This is a genomic window from Roseateles sp. GW821-FHT09H11 (assembly GCF_059415845.1).
In genome coordinates this window covers 550,844-570,868 of sequence record NZ_JBWKOA010000001.1, presented here as the reverse complement: position 1 = coordinate 570,868, position 20,025 = coordinate 550,844, and the positions used below count along the sequence as shown (strand labels likewise).

Below are 20,025 nucleotides of genomic sequence, written 5' to 3'. Positions count from 1 at the left end.
GGCGTCTGCGCGCCTCGTGCCTCCCTGATACGACACGCAGCGTTCCCGTGGGACTGCCGCGCTGGCACGAAATGTATCGAGCGCGACCCGGCGCGTCTCTGACATGGCGCAAGAAGTGGCGAGCGCATCCGTGCCGCCCACCTTCGCGGCCGCGGTGCGGCGCAAGGTCGCGGACATCCCAGCGCGAAGTGCGTTGACGCAATCCGGCTCGCACCCTGGTCCCGACAATGGGCAGGCTCATCGCCGGCGGCCTGGCATGAGCCGGTGCTTGCTGGCCGCAGGGGTTTCGGCATGTACAAGAGGATCATGGTGCCCATCGACGGCAGCGCCACGTCGGACAAGGGACTGGAAGAGGCGCTCCGGCTTGCTGGCAGCCTGCGGGCCGGGCTGGTGCTGCTGCATGTGGTCAATGAGCAGCCGCTGCTGATGCAGACCCCCTCCGCGATGGCCTACGACGAACAGCGCCGTCAGATGCTCAAGGACGGCGACACGCTCGTGGGCGCCGCCAGCCTGCGCGCGCTTGATGCGGGCCTGACCAGCGAGTCCGTGATCAAGGAACTGACGGCGGGGCGCGTGGCCGATGCCATCGTTCGCGAGACCGTGCGATGCGACTGCGATCTCGTGGTGATGGGCACCCATGGTCGTCGGGGCCTGTCGCGCCTGGTGCTGGGCAGCGACGCGGAGCTCGTCGTCCGTGAGTCACCCGTGCCGGTGATGCTGGTGCGCTCGACGCCGGCTCCCAAGCCGGTCGCCGGCCCCGCCGCGTCGCCATCGGCCACGCAATGAACGGTCGCAGGCCGGCGGTGGAGCACCGTCGGCATCGGGATCAACGCGTGGACAGCGCGTGCGCGTCGCGCTCCGGACGGGTCATGGATTGCCTGGCGATCAGGCCCTGCTCGTCGATCAGGTCGACGTCCTTGTGGTGCACGCGGATCAGGCCCTCCGTCGCCAGCAGGCCCAGGGAGCGGCTGACCGACTCGTGCGAGACGCCCAGCAGGCTGGCAATCTCGCGCCGGCTCATCCGCAGCTGGAGCTTGCGCGGCGCGAAGGCGAGCTGAACCTGCCGCTCCGACAGCTGAAGGAGGAACCGCGCCAGTCGCACCTCCGCCGCGACCGCCGCCATGCTGTGCAGCGTGGCGCCGCGGCGCGCCAGCTCGAGGCTGGCTGCCCGTGCCTGGAGCCGCGACAGCGCGGCGTGCTCGCGCGTGGCGCGGTGCCAATCCCTCAGGGGCAGCACCACGACCGTGGAAGGCTCGAGCGCGGTCGCGCCAGTGGCGTGGCGCTCGTCGTGCAGGCCGTCGAGCCCCAGCATGTCGCCTTTCAGGGCGAAGGCGTGCACCTGTTCATAGCCGTCCTGTTCCGTCTTGAACACCTTCAGCGTTCCCAGACGCACGAGGTACAGGCTTTCCATCGGCGCGCCCTCCAGCGCGAGGATCTGGCCCGCAGCCAGGCTCTTCATCGGAAAGTGCATGTCCGCCAGCCCGCCTTCGTCCGCGACGGGCAGGCCGCACCAGCGCAGCAGGTCGGCACCGGAGCAGCGCGCCTCGTCGCTGTCGTGGCCGCCGGCCATCCGTGTCGTTGTCATCACGTCACTCCTGGGTGGGCTGACGACGCGAGCGACCCCATGGTGACTCCTGCATCGTTGACCCGTGCCTGAACGGGCACAGCCGAACAGTAGTGTTCGCCGATTTCGCAGGCAAGCCGCTGGCTTGACATTGATCAACGCAGCGGACACTCGACGTCCGAAGGGGACATGACCATCCCGACCTGCGTCTTCCGGCAGCGCAAGTTGCGCCAACGCAATCGACGTGGGCGACGCGACGCAAGACTGGCGGCACACTCCAAGGGAACCGCCATGTACCGAAAAGTCCTTGTCGCCTTCGACGGCAGCGCGCCAGCGACTGCGGCGCTGGATGCGGCGCTCGACCTGATGCGTGGACAGCCCACCGATTTCGAGATCGTCTGCGTCCTCTCCGATCTGCCGATCAGCGTCGAGCTTTCCGAAGGCGCGATGCTGGACGCGGCGCGCCACGCGCAGCGCGCCGCCGCCGAACGGATCCTGCTGAACGCCCGCCAACGGGCCGAGGCCGCGGACATGACTGCACGCTGCGTCATCTTGGATGCGGAAGGCAGGCGCGCGGCGGAGGTGCTGGTCGGCTATGCGACGCGCGAGCATGCCGGCCTCATCGTGATCGGTTCCCACGGTCGCCGCGGCGTCAGCCGCGCGCTGCTGGGCAGCGACGCCGAACTGGTGGCCCGGCTGTCGCCGATGCCGGTGATGTTCGTCAAGGAAGCCGGGAGTGCCCCGTGATCGAGACCGGTCCGCGTTGGCGATCCATCGCCGTGCATGTCGGGCCAGGCCGCGCCGCGGACCGCCGCGTCGACACCGCCATCCTGCTGGCCCGGTGGTTCGACGCCCGGCTGCACGGCGTCAGCTTCGAGGCGCCCGGCGCCGACACCGACGTGGTGCCGACCGCGCGATGGGGGCGTGCGGCGGTGCCATCGGCCGTCGAGCATGCCGCCACCCAGGAGCGGTTCCTGTCGCGGTGCCGGTCCTTCGGGGTCGCCGGCGAGGGGGCGCTGCAGACAGGACCGGCGGCGGCGGCGCTCGTGTTGGCCGGCCATGCCGCCGATCTTCTCGTGGTGACGCAGCCGGATCCCGATCACCGGAACGGCGCTCTGCGACCCGGCGACCTGGAGGTGGTCCTGCGCCTGGCGGCGCGCCCGGTGCTGATGCTCCCCGCCGCGTGGGACGAGGCCTTGTCGACGCGGCGGGTGCTCGTCGGATGGGATGGCAGCAGCGCCTGCGCGCGTGCAGTGGCCGATGCGATGCCCTTGCTGAGACGGGCGGACGACGTCCAGGTGATCCGGTTGACGGACCCTCGGGAGGTGGGCTGGTGGCCGCCGTTGCGGGACTGGCTGCGACGCCATGACGTCATCGCCGAGGGGCGTCCCGTCCACCTGGGGACGCCGGCGGTGCACCAGCTCAGGCGCGTGGCGGAACTGCTTGAGCCCGATCTGATCGTCATGGGCGCCTACGGCCACGAGACCTGGCAGGCGCCCTGGATCGGGCGCACCACGCGCGCGATGCTCGAGACCACGCCCGTGCCGCTGCTGGTGTCGCACTGAGGCCCGGCCAGCAGGACCGGCCGGTCCCGGGCACGCCAGGCGTCAATGGGACATCAGCACCGGCACCGTCATCGCGTCGAGGAGCGTCCTGGAGGCGCCGCCGAAGAGCGTTTCCGCCCAGCGCGGATGGCTGTACGCGCCCATGACGATGAGATCCGTGCCGGCATCCGACGCGGCCGACAGCATCGCTTCGCCGATGGACATCGTCGTGACCAGATCCTGCGGCTGCGCCTCCACGCCCTGGAAGGCGAGCCATTGATGGATGTTGTGCAGACGTTGCAGCACGCGGCCCCCGTCGGCCTCGTGCCGCCAATGGGCGAGCAGCACCTGCCGGGCCCGGCGCAGCAGCGGCAGCGCGTCGGTGGTGGCGCGCACGGCCTCGCGGCTTTCATCCCATCCGATGAGCATGCGCTGCATCCGGAGCGGTCCCCGATGCGTATAGGGCACCAGCAAGGTCGGGCGGGCGCAATGCAGCAGCACCTGTTCCAGCGTCGCCCGTTCCTGGCGATGCCCGCCATGGTCGGGATCGGGCTGGCTCATCACCAGCAGGTCCGCGCAGTGCGCATGCCGGGCCAGCGAGGAGGCGATCGGCGCCCGATCCGTGATGGCCTCGAACGAGGGCAGATGCCCCGCCTTGCAGCGCAGCCGGAAATCGGCGGCGACCGCCTCGGCCCCGTCGATCAGCAACTCCCACGCCGACGAGGCGTAGTCCCCCAGGACTGCCGCGGCTTCGGCTGACGCCGGCAGGTCGACCATGCCGGTCGGCGCGATGCCGATGAGGTGAGCGTCGAAGTCGCGCGCCAATGCCATCGCGAGTTCCACGCGCGCGGCGCAGGTCGGCAGGCCGTCCAGCGCCACCATCAGGGTCCTGTAGGTCATGGGCATCTCCTCGGGGCGGAGGACTGGGTCTTCCGTCCCCGTTCGTGGTCGGTGTTCAGTCGAAGGTCAGCACCGCGCGTCCGTCGACGCGGCCCCGCCGCAACGCATCGAAGACGTCGTTGATGCCGTGGAGCGAGTGTCGCGTGGTCTCGGCGTGCACCTGGCCTTGCGCCGCGAACTCCAGCGCTTCGCGCAGGTCCTGGCGTGTGCCGACGATGGAGCCGCGCACCGTCTTCGCGTTGAGCACGACGTCGAAGATCGGCAAGGCGAAGTCCCCCGGCGGCAGTCCCACCATGGACATCGTGCCGCGCTTGCGCAGCATCCCCAGCGACTGGGCGAACGACTTGCGGGACACCGCCGTCACGAGCGCGCCGTGCACGCCCTGGAGTTCCCGCTGCAGCACCGCCGCCGGATCGTCGACGGCTGCGTTGACGCAGAGTTCGGCGCCGAGCCTGGCCGCCAGCGCCAGCTTGACTTCGTCGACGTCCACCGCGGCCACATGGAATCCCATCGCCCGTGCGTACTGGATGGCCAGGTGCCCCAGCCCCCCCGCGCCGACCACCGCCACCCACTGGCCGGCCCGCGCCTCCAGCACCTTCAGGCCCTTGTAGACCGTGAGCCCTGCGCAGAGGATGGGCGCCAGCGCTTCGAAGGAGCCATTGGCCGGCAGGTGGCCGACATACCCCGGATCGGCCAACACGTATTCCGCGAAGCTGCCGTCGACGGTGTAGCCCGTCATTTCCTGGTGGTCGCAGAGCGTCTCCCAGCCGGTCAGGCAGTGTTCGCAATGGCCGCATGCCGTGTGCAGCCACGGTACGCCCACGCGGTCGCCTTCGCGCACGTGCTTTACGCCGGCACCGACGGCGGCCACCGTGCCGACCCCTTCGTGACCGGGGATGAACGGCAGGCGCGGCTTCACCGGCCAGTCGCCGTCGGCCGCATGCAGGTCGGTATGGCAGACGCCGCAGGCGGCCAGCTTCACCAGGATCTGGCCGGCCCCGACCTCGGGAATGGCCACTTCTTCCAGCACGAGCGGTTCGCGGAACGCGTGGACCACCGCTGCTTTCATGGTGCGCATGGGATCTCCTTGTCTCGATGAACGGGAGGGCCGGGCGTTCGCCCCGTCGACGCCGGGAGACAGGCGACTTCGCCGAGCTGCTCCGGCACTGAAGCGGCCCAGCCGAACCGCTCCTGGATCGCCTGCCGCAACGCATCGGCGGCCTCGGGCTCGCCGTGGGTGACGAACACGTGGGCGGGAGGGCGGGGCAGCGCCGACAGCCAGTCCAGCAGTTGCGGCTGGTCGGCGTGGGATGACATGCCGGGCAGTGACCGCACCTCGGCCCGGACCGGTATCCATTGGCCATGCAGACGGACGCGATCGGTACCGGCGACCAGGCTCGCACCCCGCGTGCCCGCCGCCTGGTGTCCCACGAACACGATCGCGTGCTGCGCGTGGGGGGCCAGCGCCTTCAGGTGGTGGAGCACCCGACCGCCCGTGGCCATGCCGCTGGCGGCGACGATGACCGAAGGAAAGCCGGGCGTGTTGAGCGCGCGGGACTCTTCCTCGGTGCGCACGTAGCGGACCTTCTCCGCCAGGTCGCGCAGTTCCGCAGGCGTCAGGCGATGCTCGTCCGCGTGGGGCTCCATCAGCCGGCACGCCTGGGTGGCCATCGGGCTGTTGAGGTACAGCGGCAGATCGGGAATGCGACGGGCGGCCTTGAGGCGAAGGAGCGCGTGCAGCACTGCCTGGGCCCGACCGACCGCGAAGGCGGGGATCAATGTCGTGCCGCCGCGCGCCGCGGTGCGCGAGATCACGTCCGCCAGCGCGGTGTCGACAGGCGTGTCCGAATGCCGACGGTCCCCATAGGTGGACTCCACGACCACGAGGTCCGCACCGTCCGGCGCCTCCGGAGCGCGCATGACGGGATCGTCGACGCGTCCGAGATCGCCGGAAAACAGCAGGCTGCCGGCCTCGCTCGCGAGATGGATGGAGGCGGCGCCGATGATGTGGCCGGCGTGGCTGAAGCGGGCGGTCAGTCCGGGCAGGGGGTCGAACGGCTCGCTGAACGGACGGGGCTGGACGAGCGTCAGCGCGCGCACCGCCTGCGCTTCGGTATAGAGGGGCAGGGCCGGTGCATGCCTGCTGAATCCGTGCCGGTTGGCGTAGCGGGCGTCCTCTTCCTGCAGCCGGCCCGAATCCCTGAGCAGGATCGGCAGCAGGTCGGCGGTGCCGGGCGTCGTGTACACCGTGCCGCGGAAACCTTCCTCCACCAGCCTCGGCAGGTAGCCACTGTGGTCGAGGTGGGCGTGGGTCAGCAGGATCGCGTCGATGCTGTCCGGCGCGACGGGAAATGGCGCCCAATTGCGCAGGCGCAATTGCTTGAGTCCCTGGAACAGTCCGCAGTCGACCAGCAGGCGCCGGCCCCGGTGCTGGATCAGATAGCGGGACCCGGTCACCGTGCCGGCCGCGCCGAGAAAGCGCAGACCCGAGGGGGGCGTCCTCATGCGCCTCGCCCAAGAAGCGCGTAGAGCGGGCAATACCCTGCCAGGCCGGTCAGCAGGGGCACCAGGCCGACGAAGCCCCATGCGCCGACCCAACCCAGCGCCGCGGCCAGGGTCAGTACCGCGCCCGCCGTCACGCGCATCAACCGTTCCGTGGTTCCGACGTTCATCGCCATCGCCATCTCCTGCCAAGCCCCGGGGATTCCGGGATACCTTCAGCTTAGAAGGCGCCCCGCGACGGCCGATTGCGTTCGATCAATATCAGAACTTGTAGTTCGCCCTGACCCACGTGCTCCGCGGCGTCCCGAACATGTAGCCCGACTGCCCGCTCATCCAGATGTAGGTCTTGTCGGTCACGTTCTCGACGTTGAGCGACACGTTCAGCTGCCGCGTCACGTCATACCGCGCCAGCAGGCCCAGCAGCGTGTAGCCGCCCTGCGTCAGCGTCGGCTTGGAGATCACGTCCATCGACGTGCGGTTCTGGTAGCTCACGTTGCCGCCCACCGTCAGCTTGTTCAGCACGCCCGGCAGGCGATAGCTGGTCGCGAGGTTGAACGTGCGCGTGGCCAGGTGTGGCGACAGCGCCGAGCCGTCCGCCTTGGTCGGCGTGCCGTAGGCATAGCCGGCCTGCAGCTGCCAGCCGGTCAGCACCTCGCCGGCGAGGCTGAACTCATAGCCCTCGGTCACCGTGCCGCGCTCGCCGCGGAAGGCCGCCGTGCCGTCCGGCTGCAGCGTGCCCGTCGCGACCGGCACATGGTCCTGCTTGGTCCGGTACACGGCGACCGCGGTCGTGAGTCGGCCGCCGAAGTGCTCGCCCTTCACGCCGAATTCGACGTTGCTGCCGCGCTGCGGATCGATCACGTTGCCGTTCACGTCCTTGGACGTGTTGGGCTGGAAGATCTGCGTGAAGCTGCTGTAGACGGAGAACTGCGGAGTCAGGTCGTAGACCACGCCGGCGTAGGGCGTGAACACGCCGTCCTCCTTCACCGGCGCGCCGTCGACGCGCGCGCCGTTGGCCGTGCCGGCCCAGGAGCGCTGGTAGGCCGTGTTCTCGTACCAGGTCACGCGCGATCCCACGATCACCGACAGCGCGTCCGTCGCCTGCAGCCGCGTGGACCCGTAGATCGCGCGCTCCTGCGTGTCGCCGTACTGGCGCAGGCGCGGGTACTGGAAGTCCGGCTTGGCGATCGCGCCGAGGTCGAAGACCGACCCCGGACGGCGGTCCAGTCGCGTGCCGGTGTTGAGCGCGCTGTTGTTGGCGATCTCGTTCTCGAGCTTGTTGACGTTGAAACCGATCACCGCCTGGTGCGTGCGGCCGAACAGCCGGAACGGCCCCGACGCGTACACGTCCAGCGACTTGTTCGTGCCCTCCGCCGGGTTGTCGCTCAGCGAGACCACGCCGACGTTGGTGGCCGCGTTGATCGGGAAAGTCGGCAGCGTGCTCTGCAGGTCGCCGCTGTAGCGCTCGCGCTTGTTCTTGACCTGCGCCAGCTCGGCCTTCACCAGCCAGCCGTTGTCGAAGTCGTGCTGCAGGTTGACGAAGGCGCGCTTAGTCTCCATGTTCCAGACGCTCCACGGCGTGCTGAACGAGTAGGAGCGCGGCACCACCAGCCGCGTGCCGTTGCCGTAGTACGGCGGGATGTTGCCGAAGTTGGCGCCGTCGATGTCGTTCTTCTGGTACTCGAAGCCGCCGGCCAGCACGGTCCGGGCGCCGAGGTCGGTCTCGACGATCGCGTACAGCAGGCTGTCCTTGCGGCTCTTGTTGTCGATGAAGGTGTCCCCGCCCGAGTACGACGCGACCACGCGACCGCGCACGCCGCCCCCCGCCGTCAGGCTGCCGCCCACGTCGGCCTGCGTGAGGTATCGGCTCCAGTTGCCGGCGCCGACGGTGAGGCTGCCTTCGAAGTTCTTTGTCGGGCGCTTGCGCACCAGGTTGATCGAGCCGCCCGGCTGGCCGACGCCGTTGAGCAGGCCCGCCGGACCGCGGATGACCTCGACGCGGTCGTACATGGCCATGCTGGTCATGCTCGCCTCGGCCGAGACGTTGTTGAAGGCCAGCGTCGGGATGCCGTCGACCATCTGGCTCATCGAGAAACCGCGCGAGGTGAAGTCGACGCGCTCGTCGCGGCGGTTGACGACGATGCCGGGCGTCTGGCGCATCACCTCGTTGAGCGTGTCCAGGTTCTGCTCGTCCATCTGCTGGCGGCCGATCACCGTCAGCGACTGCGGCGTCTCGCGCGGCGACAGCGGCATGCGCGTGCCCGCGCCGGTGCTGCGCACGGTGTAGGAGCCGGTGCCCTCGCTCGGCGCGGAACGGCCGCTCACGGACACGGTGGGCAGCGCGGAGCCGGCCGCGCCCGAGGCGGCGGCACCGGGGGCCGCGGCCGCCTCGGCGGCGGTCGCGTCAGCGGCGGCCTGTGCCCAGACGGACGGGACGGCCGCCAGCGCGACGGTGCCGAAGGCGGAGGCCAGGGCCAGCGAGAGCCGGCGGGGCCGAGGCGGCAGCGGTGACGAAGGCGACGGCAATTGCGCTTGCGATTGCGACGAAACCGACGGGGACGAGGTGAACGACGTGAACGAGGAGGACGGGAACATGGCGCGATCCTTCTGAGGACTCATGGTTGTGGTGGAGAGGTAAGAGGGAGCCCGGAACGTGAAAAAGCGCGCCGCCACGGATCCCGTGTGGCGGCGCGCGTCGCGGAGAACGAAGCGGGGGTCGTCGGCGGCTCCTCGCTCAGCGATCCGGAGGCACTGAGCGCGGGCCCGGCTGCCTCCGGGGCGGCCGGTCGCGAGGCATCGAGGTCGTCATGCGGCCTGACGCGAGCTTTCCTGCCGGACCGTCGCGTGATCGATGCCGGCAGCACCGTGCAGCGCGCTGCGGATCTCGCCGGAGCGGATCGCGGTGACCGACAGCAGCGTGTCGCTCAGGCCGTGGGTCAGCTCGCAGGCGCCCTGCAGGAAGACGCTCGGATGGAAGTTGGGGCTGCCGCGCAGGCGGTAGTGGCGGTCGACCTCGAAGTTGCCCAGGTAGGGCGCCAGCGACGACAGCAGCGTGCGATGCCGGTCGCGCTCGTAGCCGGTTGCCAGCACGATCGCGTCGTAGCGCTGCGTCGTCGTGCGGTCGTGGTTCAGGTCGCGCAGCGTCAGCCGCAGGCCGTCGTCGGCGGCCTGCGCGCCGGCGACCTCGTGGCGGCGGAGGAAGCGGTGACGCTCCTCGCCGCTGACGCGCTGGCGATAGAACACGTCGAAGATCTGCTGGATCAGCGCCAGGTCGGGCGCGGCGTAGTTGGTGTGCCAGTACTCGTTGAGCAGCTCCTCGCGCTCGCTGCCGGTGCGGCTGAAGACGAAGTCGGTGAAGTCGGCGTTGAAGATCTCGTTGACGAAGGGGCTGTCGTCCGAGGGCTTGATCGAGCGTGCCCGCATGACCAGGTCCACGTGCGGGCGTTGCGGCCGGCCGTGCAGGTCCATGAAGATCTCCGCCGCGCTCTGGCCGGCGCCGACGACGGCGATGCGCTGGGCCGCGCCGTTGCCGGCGATCGCCTGCAGGTAGTTGCTGGAGTGGAAGACGCGCGGATCGTCCTTGAACGCCTTGAACTCGGCCGGGATGCGCGGCATGCCGCCCACGCCGACGACCAGGTGGCGCGTCAGGCGCTCGTGCACGGCGCCCGCGGCGTCGCGCGAGCGCACGCGCAGCAGCTTCACCTCGCCGGCGCGCGGCTCGGGCAGCACCTCGAAGACGTCTTCGCCGTAGGCACAGCGGTCCTCGAACTGGGCCGCCGCCCAGCCCAGGTAGTCGTTGAACTCGTGGCGGCTGGGGAAGAAGGTCTTCAGGTTGATGAAGTCCTGCAGCCGCTCCTTCTCGTGCAGGTAGTTCAGGAAGGTGAAGCGGCTGGACGGGTTGCGCAGCGTCGCCAGGTCCTTCAGGAAGGAGATCTGCATGTGCGCGTGGTCCAGCAGCATGTTCTTGTGCCAGACGAAGCCGGGCTGGCGTTCCACGAACAGCGCGTCCAGCGGCCGGTCCTGGGGACGCGCCTCGCGGCCTTCCTCAAGGGCGATGGCCAGGGCGATGTTGGACGGGCCGAAGCCGATGCCGATCAGGTCATGGATGTGCATGGGTGCCTCAGGATTGCGGGACTGCGGGGAGGTCGAAGGGGGAATCGCCGCGCGGGATCCAGAGCGCGTCGTCGAAGAAGCGCTCGCGCATCAGCACGCCGAGCACGGCGCGCTTGTGCGGGAACTGGATCTCCTTGAGCGAGGCGTAGCCGCAGCGGTTCAGGCTGTGGACCATCCGGCGGTTGTCGATGCGCGGCTCGATGACGAGGCGCTGCGTGCGGCAGTCGTCGAGGAACAGGTAATGGGAGATGCCCGGCATCCACGCGGTCAGGAACTCGCGGCCACGCAGCGCCGGTTCGCCGACCAGCACGTGCCAGCCGCGGTCATGGTCGGCGGCGTCGTAGAAGGGCGCGATGCGGTCCTCCTTGGCCCAGTAGGCCTCGAAGTAGCTGAAGGGCTGGTCGTCGAAGCAGCCGATCAGGCCGAGGGTGTGCGGGTCCGCGGCGATGCCGGAGAGATAGCGCCGGTGGTGCGCCAGATCGCCGGTTTCCTGCCAGAAGTGCGCGACGGCGGGTTCGTTCATCCAGCGGTTGACGGTCGGCAGGTCGCGTTCGACGTCCAGCGCGCGCAGGCTGAAGGTTTTGTCCAACCACGGGATGTGGCGGCGGTAGACGGTGCCCGTGGGCTTGGCCGGGCGGCGCGGATGGCGACGGCCGTCCTTGCTGAAGACCTGCTGGATCGGCGCGGGCTCGCGGCGGTCGGCCAACCAGAGACGGTCCCATTGCCAGAACAGCTCCCGCGAGACCGTGAGCGTCGTTGTCGGCGAGCCGGCAGGGACGGCGATCCCACCAGCGATCAGCGCAGCGTTGGCCGGTAGCGCGTCGCCGAGCACGACCGCAGGCAGCCCGGGGCGCAGCGCAAAGAGGGCTTCGAGCGCCGCCGGCAGGTGGCCGTCCGCCAGAGCCGTGACGCCCTGACCGAGGCCGTGGCGGGCATGCAGGGAGGGCAGCGGCGAACGGGCCTCCAGCATCCAGGCGCTCGCGGGGCCGCCGTCCAGCGGCTTCACCGTGATCTGGGCGCCGTCCATGACTGTCTCGAAGGGCTGGCCGGCGATGAGGCCCAGGATCCGGCCGGTCGCACCGGCGGCGGAATCCTGGCGGTCGGAGCCGGCGACCTGCGCCGGCGAAGCGATGGACATGGGGACTGCCTTGAAGGTGGGGGCGGCGCTCAACGCGCCGCCGTCTCCGGTAAAGACGTTGGCCGCGCCGATTTGTTCACGGCGGCAGGTGGGGGCAGCGCGGAGGCGCTCAGCGGAAGGCCTGGGCCAGCACGGCGGCGAGCTCGGCGCGCAGCGTGGCCGCCTCCTCGACGACGTTGCCGAGCCGCGCGAAGTCATGGACCATGCCCGCGTAGACCTTGGCCGTGACGCGGACGCGGGCGGTCCGCAAGGCCTCGGCGTAGGCGAGGCCCTCGTCCAGCAGGGGATCGAATTCCGCCAGCGCCAGGTGGGCGGGGGCCAGGTCTTGCAGGGTCGCCGCCTGCAGCGGCGCGAAGCGCCAGTCGAGACGGTCCGCGTCGTCGCGCAGGTACTGGCCGAACATCCATTGCAGGTTGCGCTCTTCGAGGAGGAAGCCGCTGGCCAGCCGCTTGTGCGACGGCGTGTCCTGGCGAGCGCTGGTGCAGGGGTAGAGCAGCAGCTGCAGGACGGGCTGCGGCAGCCCGGCATCGCGCGCCGCGAGGGTCAGCGCGGTGGCGAGCGTGCCGCCGACGCTGTCACCGCCGACGGCGATGCGCGCCGGATCCAGTCCCAGCGAGCCGGCGTGGCCGCGCAGCCAGGCGGCGGCGTCCTCGGCGTCTTCGAAGGCGGTGGGGAAGCGGTGCTCCGGCGCGCGCCGGTAGTCGACGGCCAGCACCGCGCAGGCGGCGCGTGCCGCGAGGTCGCGGCACAGCGAGTCGTGCGAGTCCAGTCCACCCAGCACATAGCCGCCGCCGTGGAAGAACAGCAGCACCGGCGAGCGCGGTTCCGTGCCGCCGCTGTACAGGCGCGCGGGCAGCGCGTGGCCGTCGCGGGCCGGCAGCGCGAGCGCCTCCCAGGGCAGGTCGGGGCCGGGCTCGTCCAGCGCCAGCGTCGAGCGGTCGTAGGCCGCGCGGGCCTGCGCGGGCGTCATCTCATGGAGCGCCGGGCCGTCGGCATTGGCGTCGTTGACCAGCTCGAGGAAGGCTTCCAGGTCGGGATGCAAAGGCATGGGCGCGGGGTGCGGCATCGGGGCGATGCCGGTTCGGTGGTGTCCGAAGAGAGACGTCCTGGGGCCGCGTTTGTTCACGGCATGGCTGAAGTCCGGGATGACTCGAAGCTGGTGTCGCGGAAAAGTTCCGTGACTTTGGTGATCACGTGCAATGGCTCCTGCGAGTTCAGAATCCCCGCTGATTCGACCGCGCTGAAGAGCACTCATCGGAGCGGTCTGGCCAACGCCCTCATCTGCCAAACGAGAACATGGCAAGCTCCAGACCTCCCGGCCCGCTCGGTATGACCTACGCCGAGCCAATCGACGACGGAACGCTTTGCCTGCATCGCTCCTTGCCGCCAGGAGCGCACGGTCTCGATGATCACGTCACGTCGGTTCAATGCGATGTTGACTCCATGGACGGGCTGCAAGTCGTCCTCACGCCCATTCAGTTGGCCGCCGTGCTCGCGGGCGAGAGCCTGGACGAAGGGCCCACGCTGGCTAATCGACTCTGGGGTGTTGGCAAACTGGTCGCAGGGGCGCTCGAGCTGGTCGGCGCGGCAGGCCTGCTGCTCGTTCCCGAGCCCACAGCGCTGACCAAGGTCGCCGGCGGTGCGCTTGGTGTCCACGGCGCCGATACCTCGGCAGCTGCAATTCGGCAGATCACGTCGGGTCGGGACACGCGAACGCTCACCGCCGAAGCGGCCAGGTCCGCATCCACAGCGCTCGGCGCGGATCCGGCAACCGCGGAGATGATCGGCCTCGGGGCTGACATTGCCATCCCGCTCCTGGCGGGCGGTGTCGGCGCTTTACGCGTTATCGCGGTCAGGCGCGGGGCCATCAGTCTTGCGGCCGAGGAGGCCGCTGGCGGTCACACCATCCTGAAGCATGTCGGCCAGACCGAACCGCAGTTGCGGGCGCGCCTGCTGCGCGAGCCACGCATTCCGGCGGCCACCACTTTCCGCAGCCTCGCGGATGCCGAGCGCCATGTGGCAGCCGCGCTGCGAGCGAATCGATCCGCCATCGAAACCTGGGCGAAGTCCTCGTCGGCAAGCGGCAGAGAGGTTTTCCGCTACCAGGCGAGTTCGTCGGTGGGAGAGGGGGTTGTGCGGGCAACAGGCGCGATGCAACAGATGAATCGAATGGTGGTCGTGCTTCGACGCGTGCAGCAGCAGAATCGGGTCTATTTCGTTCTCACAGCCTACCCGGTGCCTTGACCATGCCCAGCTACACACTCAAGGGTCAGCAGCAGTTCCCAGATCTGGCTTCCTTCATGGGGGGATGGTTCCACCAGGACTTCGACATCGAGGGCGACTCGATCGAGGACATCGTGGGCGCCTTCCGCAAAGAGGCGACAACACAGCTTGTGCAACTGCTGGTCGCCGACATCGACAGATTTCTCGAGACCGGAGACGACGGCATGGACGAGCGGTTTCAGGCGTATTTCGAGCCCGACATCATTCCGTCGGCGTTCTGCCCGACGACGCGGGACTTTCTCCTGACCCTCCGATCCTCGCTGGGCAACAGTCCATGACGCTGCCACTGGCGCCGTGAACATCCGCGCCGCTGGAACGTCTACGGGGTAGGACCTCACCCCGTCCGCCGCGCCCTCGCGCCGGCGGCTGAAAGACCACGCTGATGAACACTGCTCCTGGCACCCCGGCGGGCGCCGCGCCCCGCTCCGATATCGCCGCTCCCGGCAAGGCCGGCGAAGTCTCCACGCTCCTGAAGCCCTTCCTGCCGTGGCTGCTCGTGTCGGCGGTGACCGGCATCGCCGCCGGCGCGGCGACGGTGGCGCTGCTGGGCACGATCAACGAGGTGCTGAACCGCCCGGGCGGCATGGCCGGCGGGCTGCTGCTGACCTTCGTCGCACTGTGCGCGGTGGCGCTGGTGGGACGCGCGGCCTCGAGCATGTGCACGAACCTGGTCGGCCAGCGGCTGGTGGCCCAGGTACGCAAGAGCCTGGCGCGCAAGATCCTCGCCGCGCCGATCGACGCGCTGGAGCGCTACCGCACGCACCGGCTGATGCCGGTGCTGACCGGCGACGTGGACATGATCAGCGACGCTGCCTTCGTGCTGTCCTCGGCGGTGATCGCGCTGGCGATCACGCTGGGCTGCCTCGGCTACCTGGCGTGGCTGTCGCCGCCGCTGTTCGGGCTGCTGCTGGTGGCGCTGGTGATCGGCGTGGGCGTGCAGACCTGGGCGCAGGCCCGCGGCATCCGCGGCTTCCACAAGGCGCGCGACGCCGAGGAGCAGTTGCACAAGGCCTACCGCGCGATCAGCGATGGCGCCAAGGAACTGCGCATGCACCGCGCTCGTCGTGCAGGCATGTATGGCGGCCAGATCGAAGGCACCGTCGACCGCATCCGCGAGATCAACTGGCGCGCGATCAACACCTACGTGTTGGCGACGGCCTTCGGCTCGGCGCTGTTCTTCCTGCTGATCGCGCTGATCCTGGGCTGGGCGGCGTTCCGGACCATGGAGCCGGCCGTGCTGAGCGGCTTCGTGCTGGTGCTGCTGTTCCTCAAGGGGCCGCTGGACCAGATCGCCGCGGCGGTGCCGGGCATCGGCCGGGCGCGGGTGGCGTTCCAGCGGATCGCGGACATGTCGGCGCGCTTCGCGACGCCGGAACCCTTCCTCGACCTCGACAAGCCGGGCGAGCCCGCCGCGCTGGCCGACGCGATCGAGCTGCGCGGCGTGCGCTACGGTTTCGCGAAACCGGACGGCGGCGAGGCCTTCGTGCTCGGGCCGGTGGACCTGAGGCTCAAGCGCGGGGAGATGGTGTTCATCGTCGGCGACAACGGCTCGGGCAAGACGACGCTGGTGAAGTTGCTGCTCGGGCTGTATGCGCCGCAGCAGGGTCAGGTCTTGGCAGACGGCGCGCCGGTGACCGACGAGACGCGGGACCACTACCGTCAGCTCTACACGACGGTGTTCTCGGACTTCTACCTGTTCGAGGACCTGGCCGCCGAAGCCGGGCAGGGCGGCAGCCTCCCCGAGCGGGCGCTGCCCTACCTGCAGCGGCTGGAGATCGCGCACAAGGTGTCGGTGAAGGACGGCTCCTTCAGCACCGTGGACCTGTCGACCGGGCAGCGCAAGCGGCTGGCGCTGGTGCACGCCTACCTCGAGGGCCGGCCCGTGCTGGTCTTCGACGAATGGGCGGCGGATCAGGATCCGACCTTCCGGCATCTCTTCTACACGGAGTTGCTGCCGGAGTTGCGCGACAAGGGCCACCTGGTGATCGTGGTGTCGCACGATGACCGCTACTTCCATCTGGCGGATCGCGTGATCCGGATGGGCAACGGGAAGATCCTCGGCGACGCCGGCACGGCAGATCAGCCCGCGGTCGACGACGAGCGGGCTGAGCGGGAACTGACGGTGAGCTGAGCCCGGCCCGCGCTTTCACGGGTCGCGCAATCGCGGGCCGAGGCCGAACGCCTGCCGCCGCGCCGAAGCGCCGCGGCAGGCGCCGCCGCTTACTTCATCGCCTTCTTGTCGGCCTCAGCCTTTTCCTTCATGGCCTTGGCGTCCGCCTCGGCCTTCTCGTGCGTGGCCTTGGCGTCCTTTTCGCATTGCTTCTCGGCATCGCCCTTCATGGCGTTGCACGCCTTCTTGGCGGCCTTGTAATCGGCATCGGCCTGCTTCTTCAGCGCCTTGGCCTGATCGACGCTGCCCGAGGTCGGGCTGGAAGCCTGGGCCATGGCCGGACCGGCCGCAACACCCAGGGAGAGCACCGTGGCCGTGGCCACCATCAACAGGGAACGCTTCATGGGAATCTCCTTGTCTTGAAAAGAATGTGAACGGCGACGAGCGTCGCCGGCCTGCGAGCAAGGGGTTACAGCAAAAAGCGATCCTGTAGCGGCGAAACCGCGTAAAGACCCCGCGCGCAAGGCGAAGGGGCGGGGATCAAAGTTTGTAACCGCCGGTCGCTTCGATCATGAGCTGCAACGACCACTCACCCGGAAGCGGTGGCGACGCCATCGACGTGTAATCTGCTGCGCCATGAACAAGCTCTACCAATCCCTGCACGACCGTCTTCCCCTGTGGCTGGCCGAATGGCTGGACATCTTCGTCCCGGTGATCGAGGTGGTGATCATCGGCTTCGGCGCGTGGCTGCTGATGCGCGTGGCGGGGCTCATCTCCCGCCGGCTGACAACCCGCTATGGCTTCCCCGTCAAGGTCGCGTCTCTGTTCCTGCGCAGCATCGGCGTGCTGGTCTACGGCGGCGCCGTGCTGTGGTCGCTGGAGCGCCTGGGCGTGTCGGGATCGGTGCTGTGGACGGCGTTCACCGGCTTCGCCGCGGTGGGCGCGGTCGCGTTCTTCGCGGCCTGGAGCGTGCTCTCGAACCTGTTCTGCACGCTGCTGATCTACATCACGCATGCGTTCCGGATCGGCGACGTCGTGGAGCTGCTGGAAGCGGGCGACCGGCCCGGCGTCAAGGGCCGGGTGGTGGACATCAACCTGGTCTACACCACGCTCCTGGAGAGCGGCGACGCGCAGAACGGCACGATGCTGCAGCTGCCGAACAGCCTGTTCTTCCAGCGGGCGCTGAGGCGCTGGAATGGGACGTCGGCGGAAGTCGCCCTCATGAAAGGGCCGTCGCCAGAATCGGCAGGCTGAGGTCCATCCGGTAGTCGACGGCCGTGTGATCGTCGGCGAACTCCTCATAGACGTGGGTCACGCCCATCGCGCTCAGCCGCTTGTGCATGCGACGGGCGCCATAGACCAGGTTGTACTGGTCGACGTCCCCGCAGTCGATGTAGAGCGCCTTGAGCGCGCTCAGCCCGCGGCCATGCGATTCGACCAGCGTCAGCGGGTCCCAGGCCAGCCAGTTGGCCCAGCGGTCGGGGATCAGCTCGCAGGTGTCGGCGGTCACCGGCAGCCGCACGCCGTAGGGCGCCGAGGGATCGGGGTCGAAGCTCGCGGCCTGCGCGAGCATCATCAGGATGTGGACGTCGCTGTCCTTGGGTTTCTTCGCAGTCCAGAAGGCGTCCACCCATCGGCCGACGTCCGGCTCCTTGGACAGCGCGCGCAGCACCGGGACGAACTCGTGGCGATAGAGCAGTTCGAAACCCATGTCGCCGGAATGCACGGCCGCCGCGGACCAGAAGTCCGGATGCAGCAAGGCATGGACCATGGCGCCGTAGCCGCCGCTGGACTTGCCGAACAGGCCGCGACGGCCATTGCCGCCGCAGTCGAAACGTCCCTCGACGAAGGGCACGACCTCGTCACGGAGGAAGTCGTCCCAGCGGCCCATGGCGACCGAGTTGACGTACTGGTTGCCGCCCAGCCGGGTGAAGCAGTCGGGGAAGGCGACGACGACCGGCGGCATCTCGCCGGCGGCGATCAAGCGGTCCAGCCGCTCGGGCACGTTCTCGCCGAAATTCTTCCAGTTCGTGTGCACCGGGCCGCCAGCGGTGAAGCCCACGATGTCCACGAGCAGCGGCAGGCCTCGGCCGTCATGCCCGTGCGGGATGTACACGTCCACGAGGCGTCGGGTGGGGGCGCCGACCAGGTTGCCGGCGAGCACCTCGCTGTCGAGCATCAGGCGATGGACGGAACCGGCGGGCGTGTCGGGATGTCGGTGCATGGGGCTCCAGGGCTCGCGGTGTTTCGCGGGGAATGATGCCCCGATTGAATCACGCCGGGCGTTGCGATCCTGTGGGGGACCAACGACCCGCCAGGTCAGACGCGCGTGGCCGACGGCTCAGCGCCAGGCGATCCGGAACAGCGCGCCGGCATGCGGCGTCTCGGCGAGTTGCGCCTCGGTCTGGCGCGCGCGCGAGGTCGTGACCCAGAGCCCCGTGCCGGGCGCGTCGATGCACACGCTGCTCACGTGCAACGCGGGCAGGCGCACCGTCTGCTCGATCGCGCCGTTGCGGCCGACCCGCAGCACGCAGCCGCCGCCCCACATCGCGACCCACAGGGCGCCGTCGGGCGTGATCGTCATGCCGTCGGGTTTGCCGGGCACGTCGAGGAAGTCGGTCACGATCGTCGGCTGGCCGAGCTGCCCGAGGACCACGTCCACCGGGAATGCCAGCAGATGCCGCGACAGCGTGTCGATGACGAACAGCGTGTGCTCGTCCGCATCGAAGGCCATGCCGTTGGGCACGCCCAGGCCGTCGGCCACGCGACGGATCGGCCCGTCCAGGGCGGGCGCGTGGTACAGCGCGCCACGCGTGGCCAGCAGGCCCTTGTGCATCGCGCCGATCCAGAGGCCGCCGTGCGAGTCGACCGTCAAGTCGTTGAAGCGGCAACCCGCATCCAGCCGAACGCGGGCATGGCGCTCGACGGCGCCGGTGTGTTCGTCGACGAGGCACAGGCCGTCGTCCAGCACGCCGGCCAACGCGTTGGACAACGCGCCCAGGCCGCCTGGCATCGTCGCCAGCGCATACACCGGGCTGTCGAGCGTCAACGCCTGCCCCTCGTCGATACGGCCGTTCCAGCGCAGCAGCCGATGCCGCACCGGATCGACCCAGCAGACGCCGCCGTCGGCGCGCGCGGCCGGGCCTTCGCCGATGACGGCCAAGGGATTCCAGCAGCGCTCGACCGCGGGCGCTTGACGCGTGGCCTCGTACGCCTCGCGCCAGGCCCGCGCGCGCTGCGCGACCCGCGCCACGTCGTCGCCCGGCCGGTACAGGCTCGACCCGATCCCCACGCCGTCGGCACCGGCCGCGAGCAGCGCGTCGAGCTCGACCGGCGTCGCGCCGCCGACGGCGAGCAGCTTCACGCCGCGCGGCAGCACCGCCCGCAGCGCGGCGAGGTCCGATTCGCGGCCCGCGGCGGGGAAGAGCTTCAGGTGCCGCGCGCCGGCATCGATCGCGGCGAAGGCCTCCGTCGGCGTCATGTAGCCGGGCACCGGGACCAGGCCCGCCTCGACCGCGGCGCGGATGACCGCGGTGTCGGTGTTCGGCGCGACGCAGAGCACGGCGCCGGTGGCGGCCAGCCGGCGCACCGACGCGACGTCCGTCACCGTGCCCGCGCCGATGACCATGCGGTCGCCGAAGGCGCGCACCAGCCGCTCGATGGTCTCGAAGGCGCTGGGTGAATTCAGCGGTACCTCGGCGACGCGGCATCCCGCGTCGAAGAGCGCGCCGACGACGTCCTCGGCCGCGTCCGTCGTCAGGCCGCGCAGGATCGCGATCAGGGGCAGTCGCGCCAGGGCGAGGTCGAGGCGTTCGAAGGCAGTGCGCGGCGGCGCGGCGGAGGAGGTGGCGGTGGTCATCGGTGGTGGGCG

Annotated in this window: 19 protein-coding genes; 7 read left to right on the top strand and 12 right to left on the bottom strand. The window is 69.8% G+C overall.

What is annotated here, in order from left to right; all coding sequences use genetic code 11:
* Nucleotides 1-291: 291 nt before the first annotated feature.
* Nucleotides 292-786, top strand: a complete 495-nt coding sequence (locus tag AC07PR_RS02245) for a universal stress protein (protein WP_495134253.1) — start codon at nucleotides 292-294, stop codon at nucleotides 784-786.
* A 40-nt stretch (nucleotides 787-826) separates the two neighbouring features.
* On the opposite strand, the gene AC07PR_RS02240 is transcribed toward AC07PR_RS02245, so the two are convergent.
* Entirely contained in the window at nucleotides 827-1,585 is a 759-nt protein-coding gene (locus tag AC07PR_RS02240; protein ID WP_495134252.1) for a Crp/Fnr family transcriptional regulator, read from the bottom strand.
* A 168-nt stretch (nucleotides 1,586-1,753) separates the two neighbouring features.
* Between AC07PR_RS02240 and AC07PR_RS02235 the strand changes: the two genes are divergently transcribed.
* Both AC07PR_RS02235 and AC07PR_RS02230 read left to right on the top strand, forming a co-directional pair.
* Nucleotides 1,754-2,311 carry a universal stress protein gene (locus tag AC07PR_RS02235; RefSeq protein WP_495134251.1) on the top strand — a complete coding sequence of 186 codons (558 nt, stop codon included), beginning with the start codon at nucleotides 1,754-1,756 and terminating at the stop codon, nucleotides 2,309-2,311.
* Nucleotides 2,308-3,129, top strand: coding sequence for a universal stress protein (locus AC07PR_RS02230; protein WP_495134250.1), 822 nt, complete (start codon nucleotides 2,308-2,310; stop codon nucleotides 3,127-3,129). The genes AC07PR_RS02235 and AC07PR_RS02230 overlap by 4 nt, the downstream gene beginning before the upstream one ends.
* A 42-nt stretch (nucleotides 3,130-3,171) precedes the next feature.
* On the opposite strand, the gene AC07PR_RS02225 is transcribed toward AC07PR_RS02230, so the two are convergent.
* The 8 genes from AC07PR_RS02225 to AC07PR_RS02190 all read right to left on the bottom strand — a co-directional run bounded on the left by AC07PR_RS02225 (nucleotide 3,172) and on the right by AC07PR_RS02190 (nucleotide 12,809).
* On the bottom strand, nucleotides 3,172-4,008 hold the full coding sequence (locus AC07PR_RS02225) for a universal stress protein (protein ID WP_495134249.1): 837 nt from the start codon (nucleotides 4,006-4,008) through the stop codon (nucleotides 3,172-3,174).
* Between the two features lie 55 nt (nucleotides 4,009-4,063).
* The gene (locus AC07PR_RS02220; RefSeq protein WP_495134248.1) at nucleotides 4,064-5,086 is read right to left on the bottom strand and encodes a zinc-dependent alcohol dehydrogenase; all 1,023 of its coding nucleotides are present in this window, start codon (nucleotides 5,084-5,086) and stop codon (nucleotides 4,064-4,066) included.
* Nucleotides 5,074-6,513 (bottom strand): MBL fold metallo-hydrolase RNA specificity domain-containing protein, encoded by a 1,440-nt coding sequence (locus AC07PR_RS02215; protein ID WP_495134247.1) that lies wholly within the window; start codon nucleotides 6,511-6,513, stop codon nucleotides 5,074-5,076. Before AC07PR_RS02215 ends, AC07PR_RS02220 begins: the two co-directional genes overlap by 13 nt.
* Nucleotides 6,510-6,686, bottom strand: a complete 177-nt coding sequence (locus AC07PR_RS02210) for a YgaP family membrane protein (RefSeq protein WP_495134246.1) — start codon at nucleotides 6,684-6,686, stop codon at nucleotides 6,510-6,512. The genes AC07PR_RS02215 and AC07PR_RS02210 overlap by 4 nt, the downstream gene beginning before the upstream one ends.
* Nucleotides 6,687-6,771: 85 nt before the next feature.
* The gene (locus tag AC07PR_RS02205; protein WP_495134245.1) at nucleotides 6,772-9,105 is read right to left on the bottom strand and encodes a TonB-dependent siderophore receptor; all 2,334 of its coding nucleotides are present in this window, start codon (nucleotides 9,103-9,105) and stop codon (nucleotides 6,772-6,774) included.
* 210 nt (nucleotides 9,106-9,315) lie between these two features.
* Nucleotides 9,316-10,623, bottom strand: coding sequence for a lysine N(6)-hydroxylase/L-ornithine N(5)-oxygenase family protein (locus AC07PR_RS02200; RefSeq protein ID WP_377155057.1), 1,308 nt, complete (start codon nucleotides 10,621-10,623; stop codon nucleotides 9,316-9,318).
* A 7-nt stretch (nucleotides 10,624-10,630) separates the two neighbouring features.
* A complete protein-coding gene (locus tag AC07PR_RS02195; protein WP_495134244.1) occupies nucleotides 10,631-11,761 on the bottom strand; it encodes a GNAT family N-acetyltransferase in 1,131 nt (376 codons plus the stop codon).
* A 109-nt stretch (nucleotides 11,762-11,870) separates the two neighbouring features.
* The gene (locus tag AC07PR_RS02190; protein WP_495134243.1) at nucleotides 11,871-12,809 is read right to left on the bottom strand and encodes an alpha/beta hydrolase; all 939 of its coding nucleotides are present in this window, start codon (nucleotides 12,807-12,809) and stop codon (nucleotides 11,871-11,873) included.
* Nucleotides 12,810-13,090: 281 nt separating this feature from the next.
* Here AC07PR_RS02190 and AC07PR_RS02185 point away from each other — a divergent pair, with 281 nt between their 5' ends.
* From AC07PR_RS02185 to AC07PR_RS02175, 3 genes are all read left to right on the top strand, one after another.
* Nucleotides 13,091-14,005 (top strand): RNase A-like domain-containing protein, encoded by a 915-nt coding sequence (locus AC07PR_RS02185; protein WP_495134242.1) that lies wholly within the window; start codon nucleotides 13,091-13,093, stop codon nucleotides 14,003-14,005.
* A gap of 2 nt (nucleotides 14,006-14,007) precedes the next feature.
* Nucleotides 14,008-14,322 carry a contact-dependent growth inhibition system immunity protein gene (locus AC07PR_RS02180; RefSeq protein ID WP_495134241.1) on the top strand — a complete coding sequence of 105 codons (315 nt, stop codon included), beginning with the start codon at nucleotides 14,008-14,010 and terminating at the stop codon, nucleotides 14,320-14,322.
* 104 nt (nucleotides 14,323-14,426) lie between these two features.
* The gene (locus AC07PR_RS02175) at nucleotides 14,427-16,175 is read left to right on the top strand and encodes a cyclic peptide export ABC transporter (RefSeq protein WP_495134240.1); all 1,749 of its coding nucleotides are present in this window, start codon (nucleotides 14,427-14,429) and stop codon (nucleotides 16,173-16,175) included.
* A gap of 89 nt (nucleotides 16,176-16,264) precedes the next feature.
* Here AC07PR_RS02175 and AC07PR_RS02170 read toward each other — a convergent pair whose 3' ends face one another.
* Entirely contained in the window at nucleotides 16,265-16,558 is a 294-nt protein-coding gene (locus AC07PR_RS02170; RefSeq protein WP_377155051.1) for a hypothetical protein, read from the bottom strand.
* Nucleotides 16,559-16,790: 232 nt separating this feature from the next.
* Here AC07PR_RS02170 and AC07PR_RS02165 point away from each other — a divergent pair, with 232 nt between their 5' ends.
* Nucleotides 16,791-17,408 carry a mechanosensitive ion channel domain-containing protein gene (locus AC07PR_RS02165; protein ID WP_483106422.1) on the top strand — a complete coding sequence of 206 codons (618 nt, stop codon included), beginning with the start codon at nucleotides 16,791-16,793 and terminating at the stop codon, nucleotides 17,406-17,408.
* On the opposite strand, the gene AC07PR_RS02160 is transcribed toward AC07PR_RS02165, so the two are convergent.
* Together AC07PR_RS02160 and AC07PR_RS02155 are read right to left on the bottom strand one after the other, a co-directional pair.
* Nucleotides 17,374-18,378, bottom strand: a complete 1,005-nt coding sequence (locus AC07PR_RS02160) for an alpha/beta hydrolase (RefSeq protein WP_495134239.1) — start codon at nucleotides 18,376-18,378, stop codon at nucleotides 17,374-17,376. The genes AC07PR_RS02165 and AC07PR_RS02160 overlap by 35 nt on opposite strands.
* Nucleotides 18,379-18,495: 117 nt before the next feature.
* Nucleotides 18,496-20,013: a 2-dehydro-3-deoxy-6-phosphogalactonate aldolase gene (locus AC07PR_RS02155; protein WP_495134238.1), complete on the bottom strand. Its 1,518-nt coding sequence runs from the start codon at nucleotides 20,011-20,013 to the stop codon at nucleotides 18,496-18,498.
* Nucleotides 20,014-20,025: the final 12 nt, after the last annotated feature.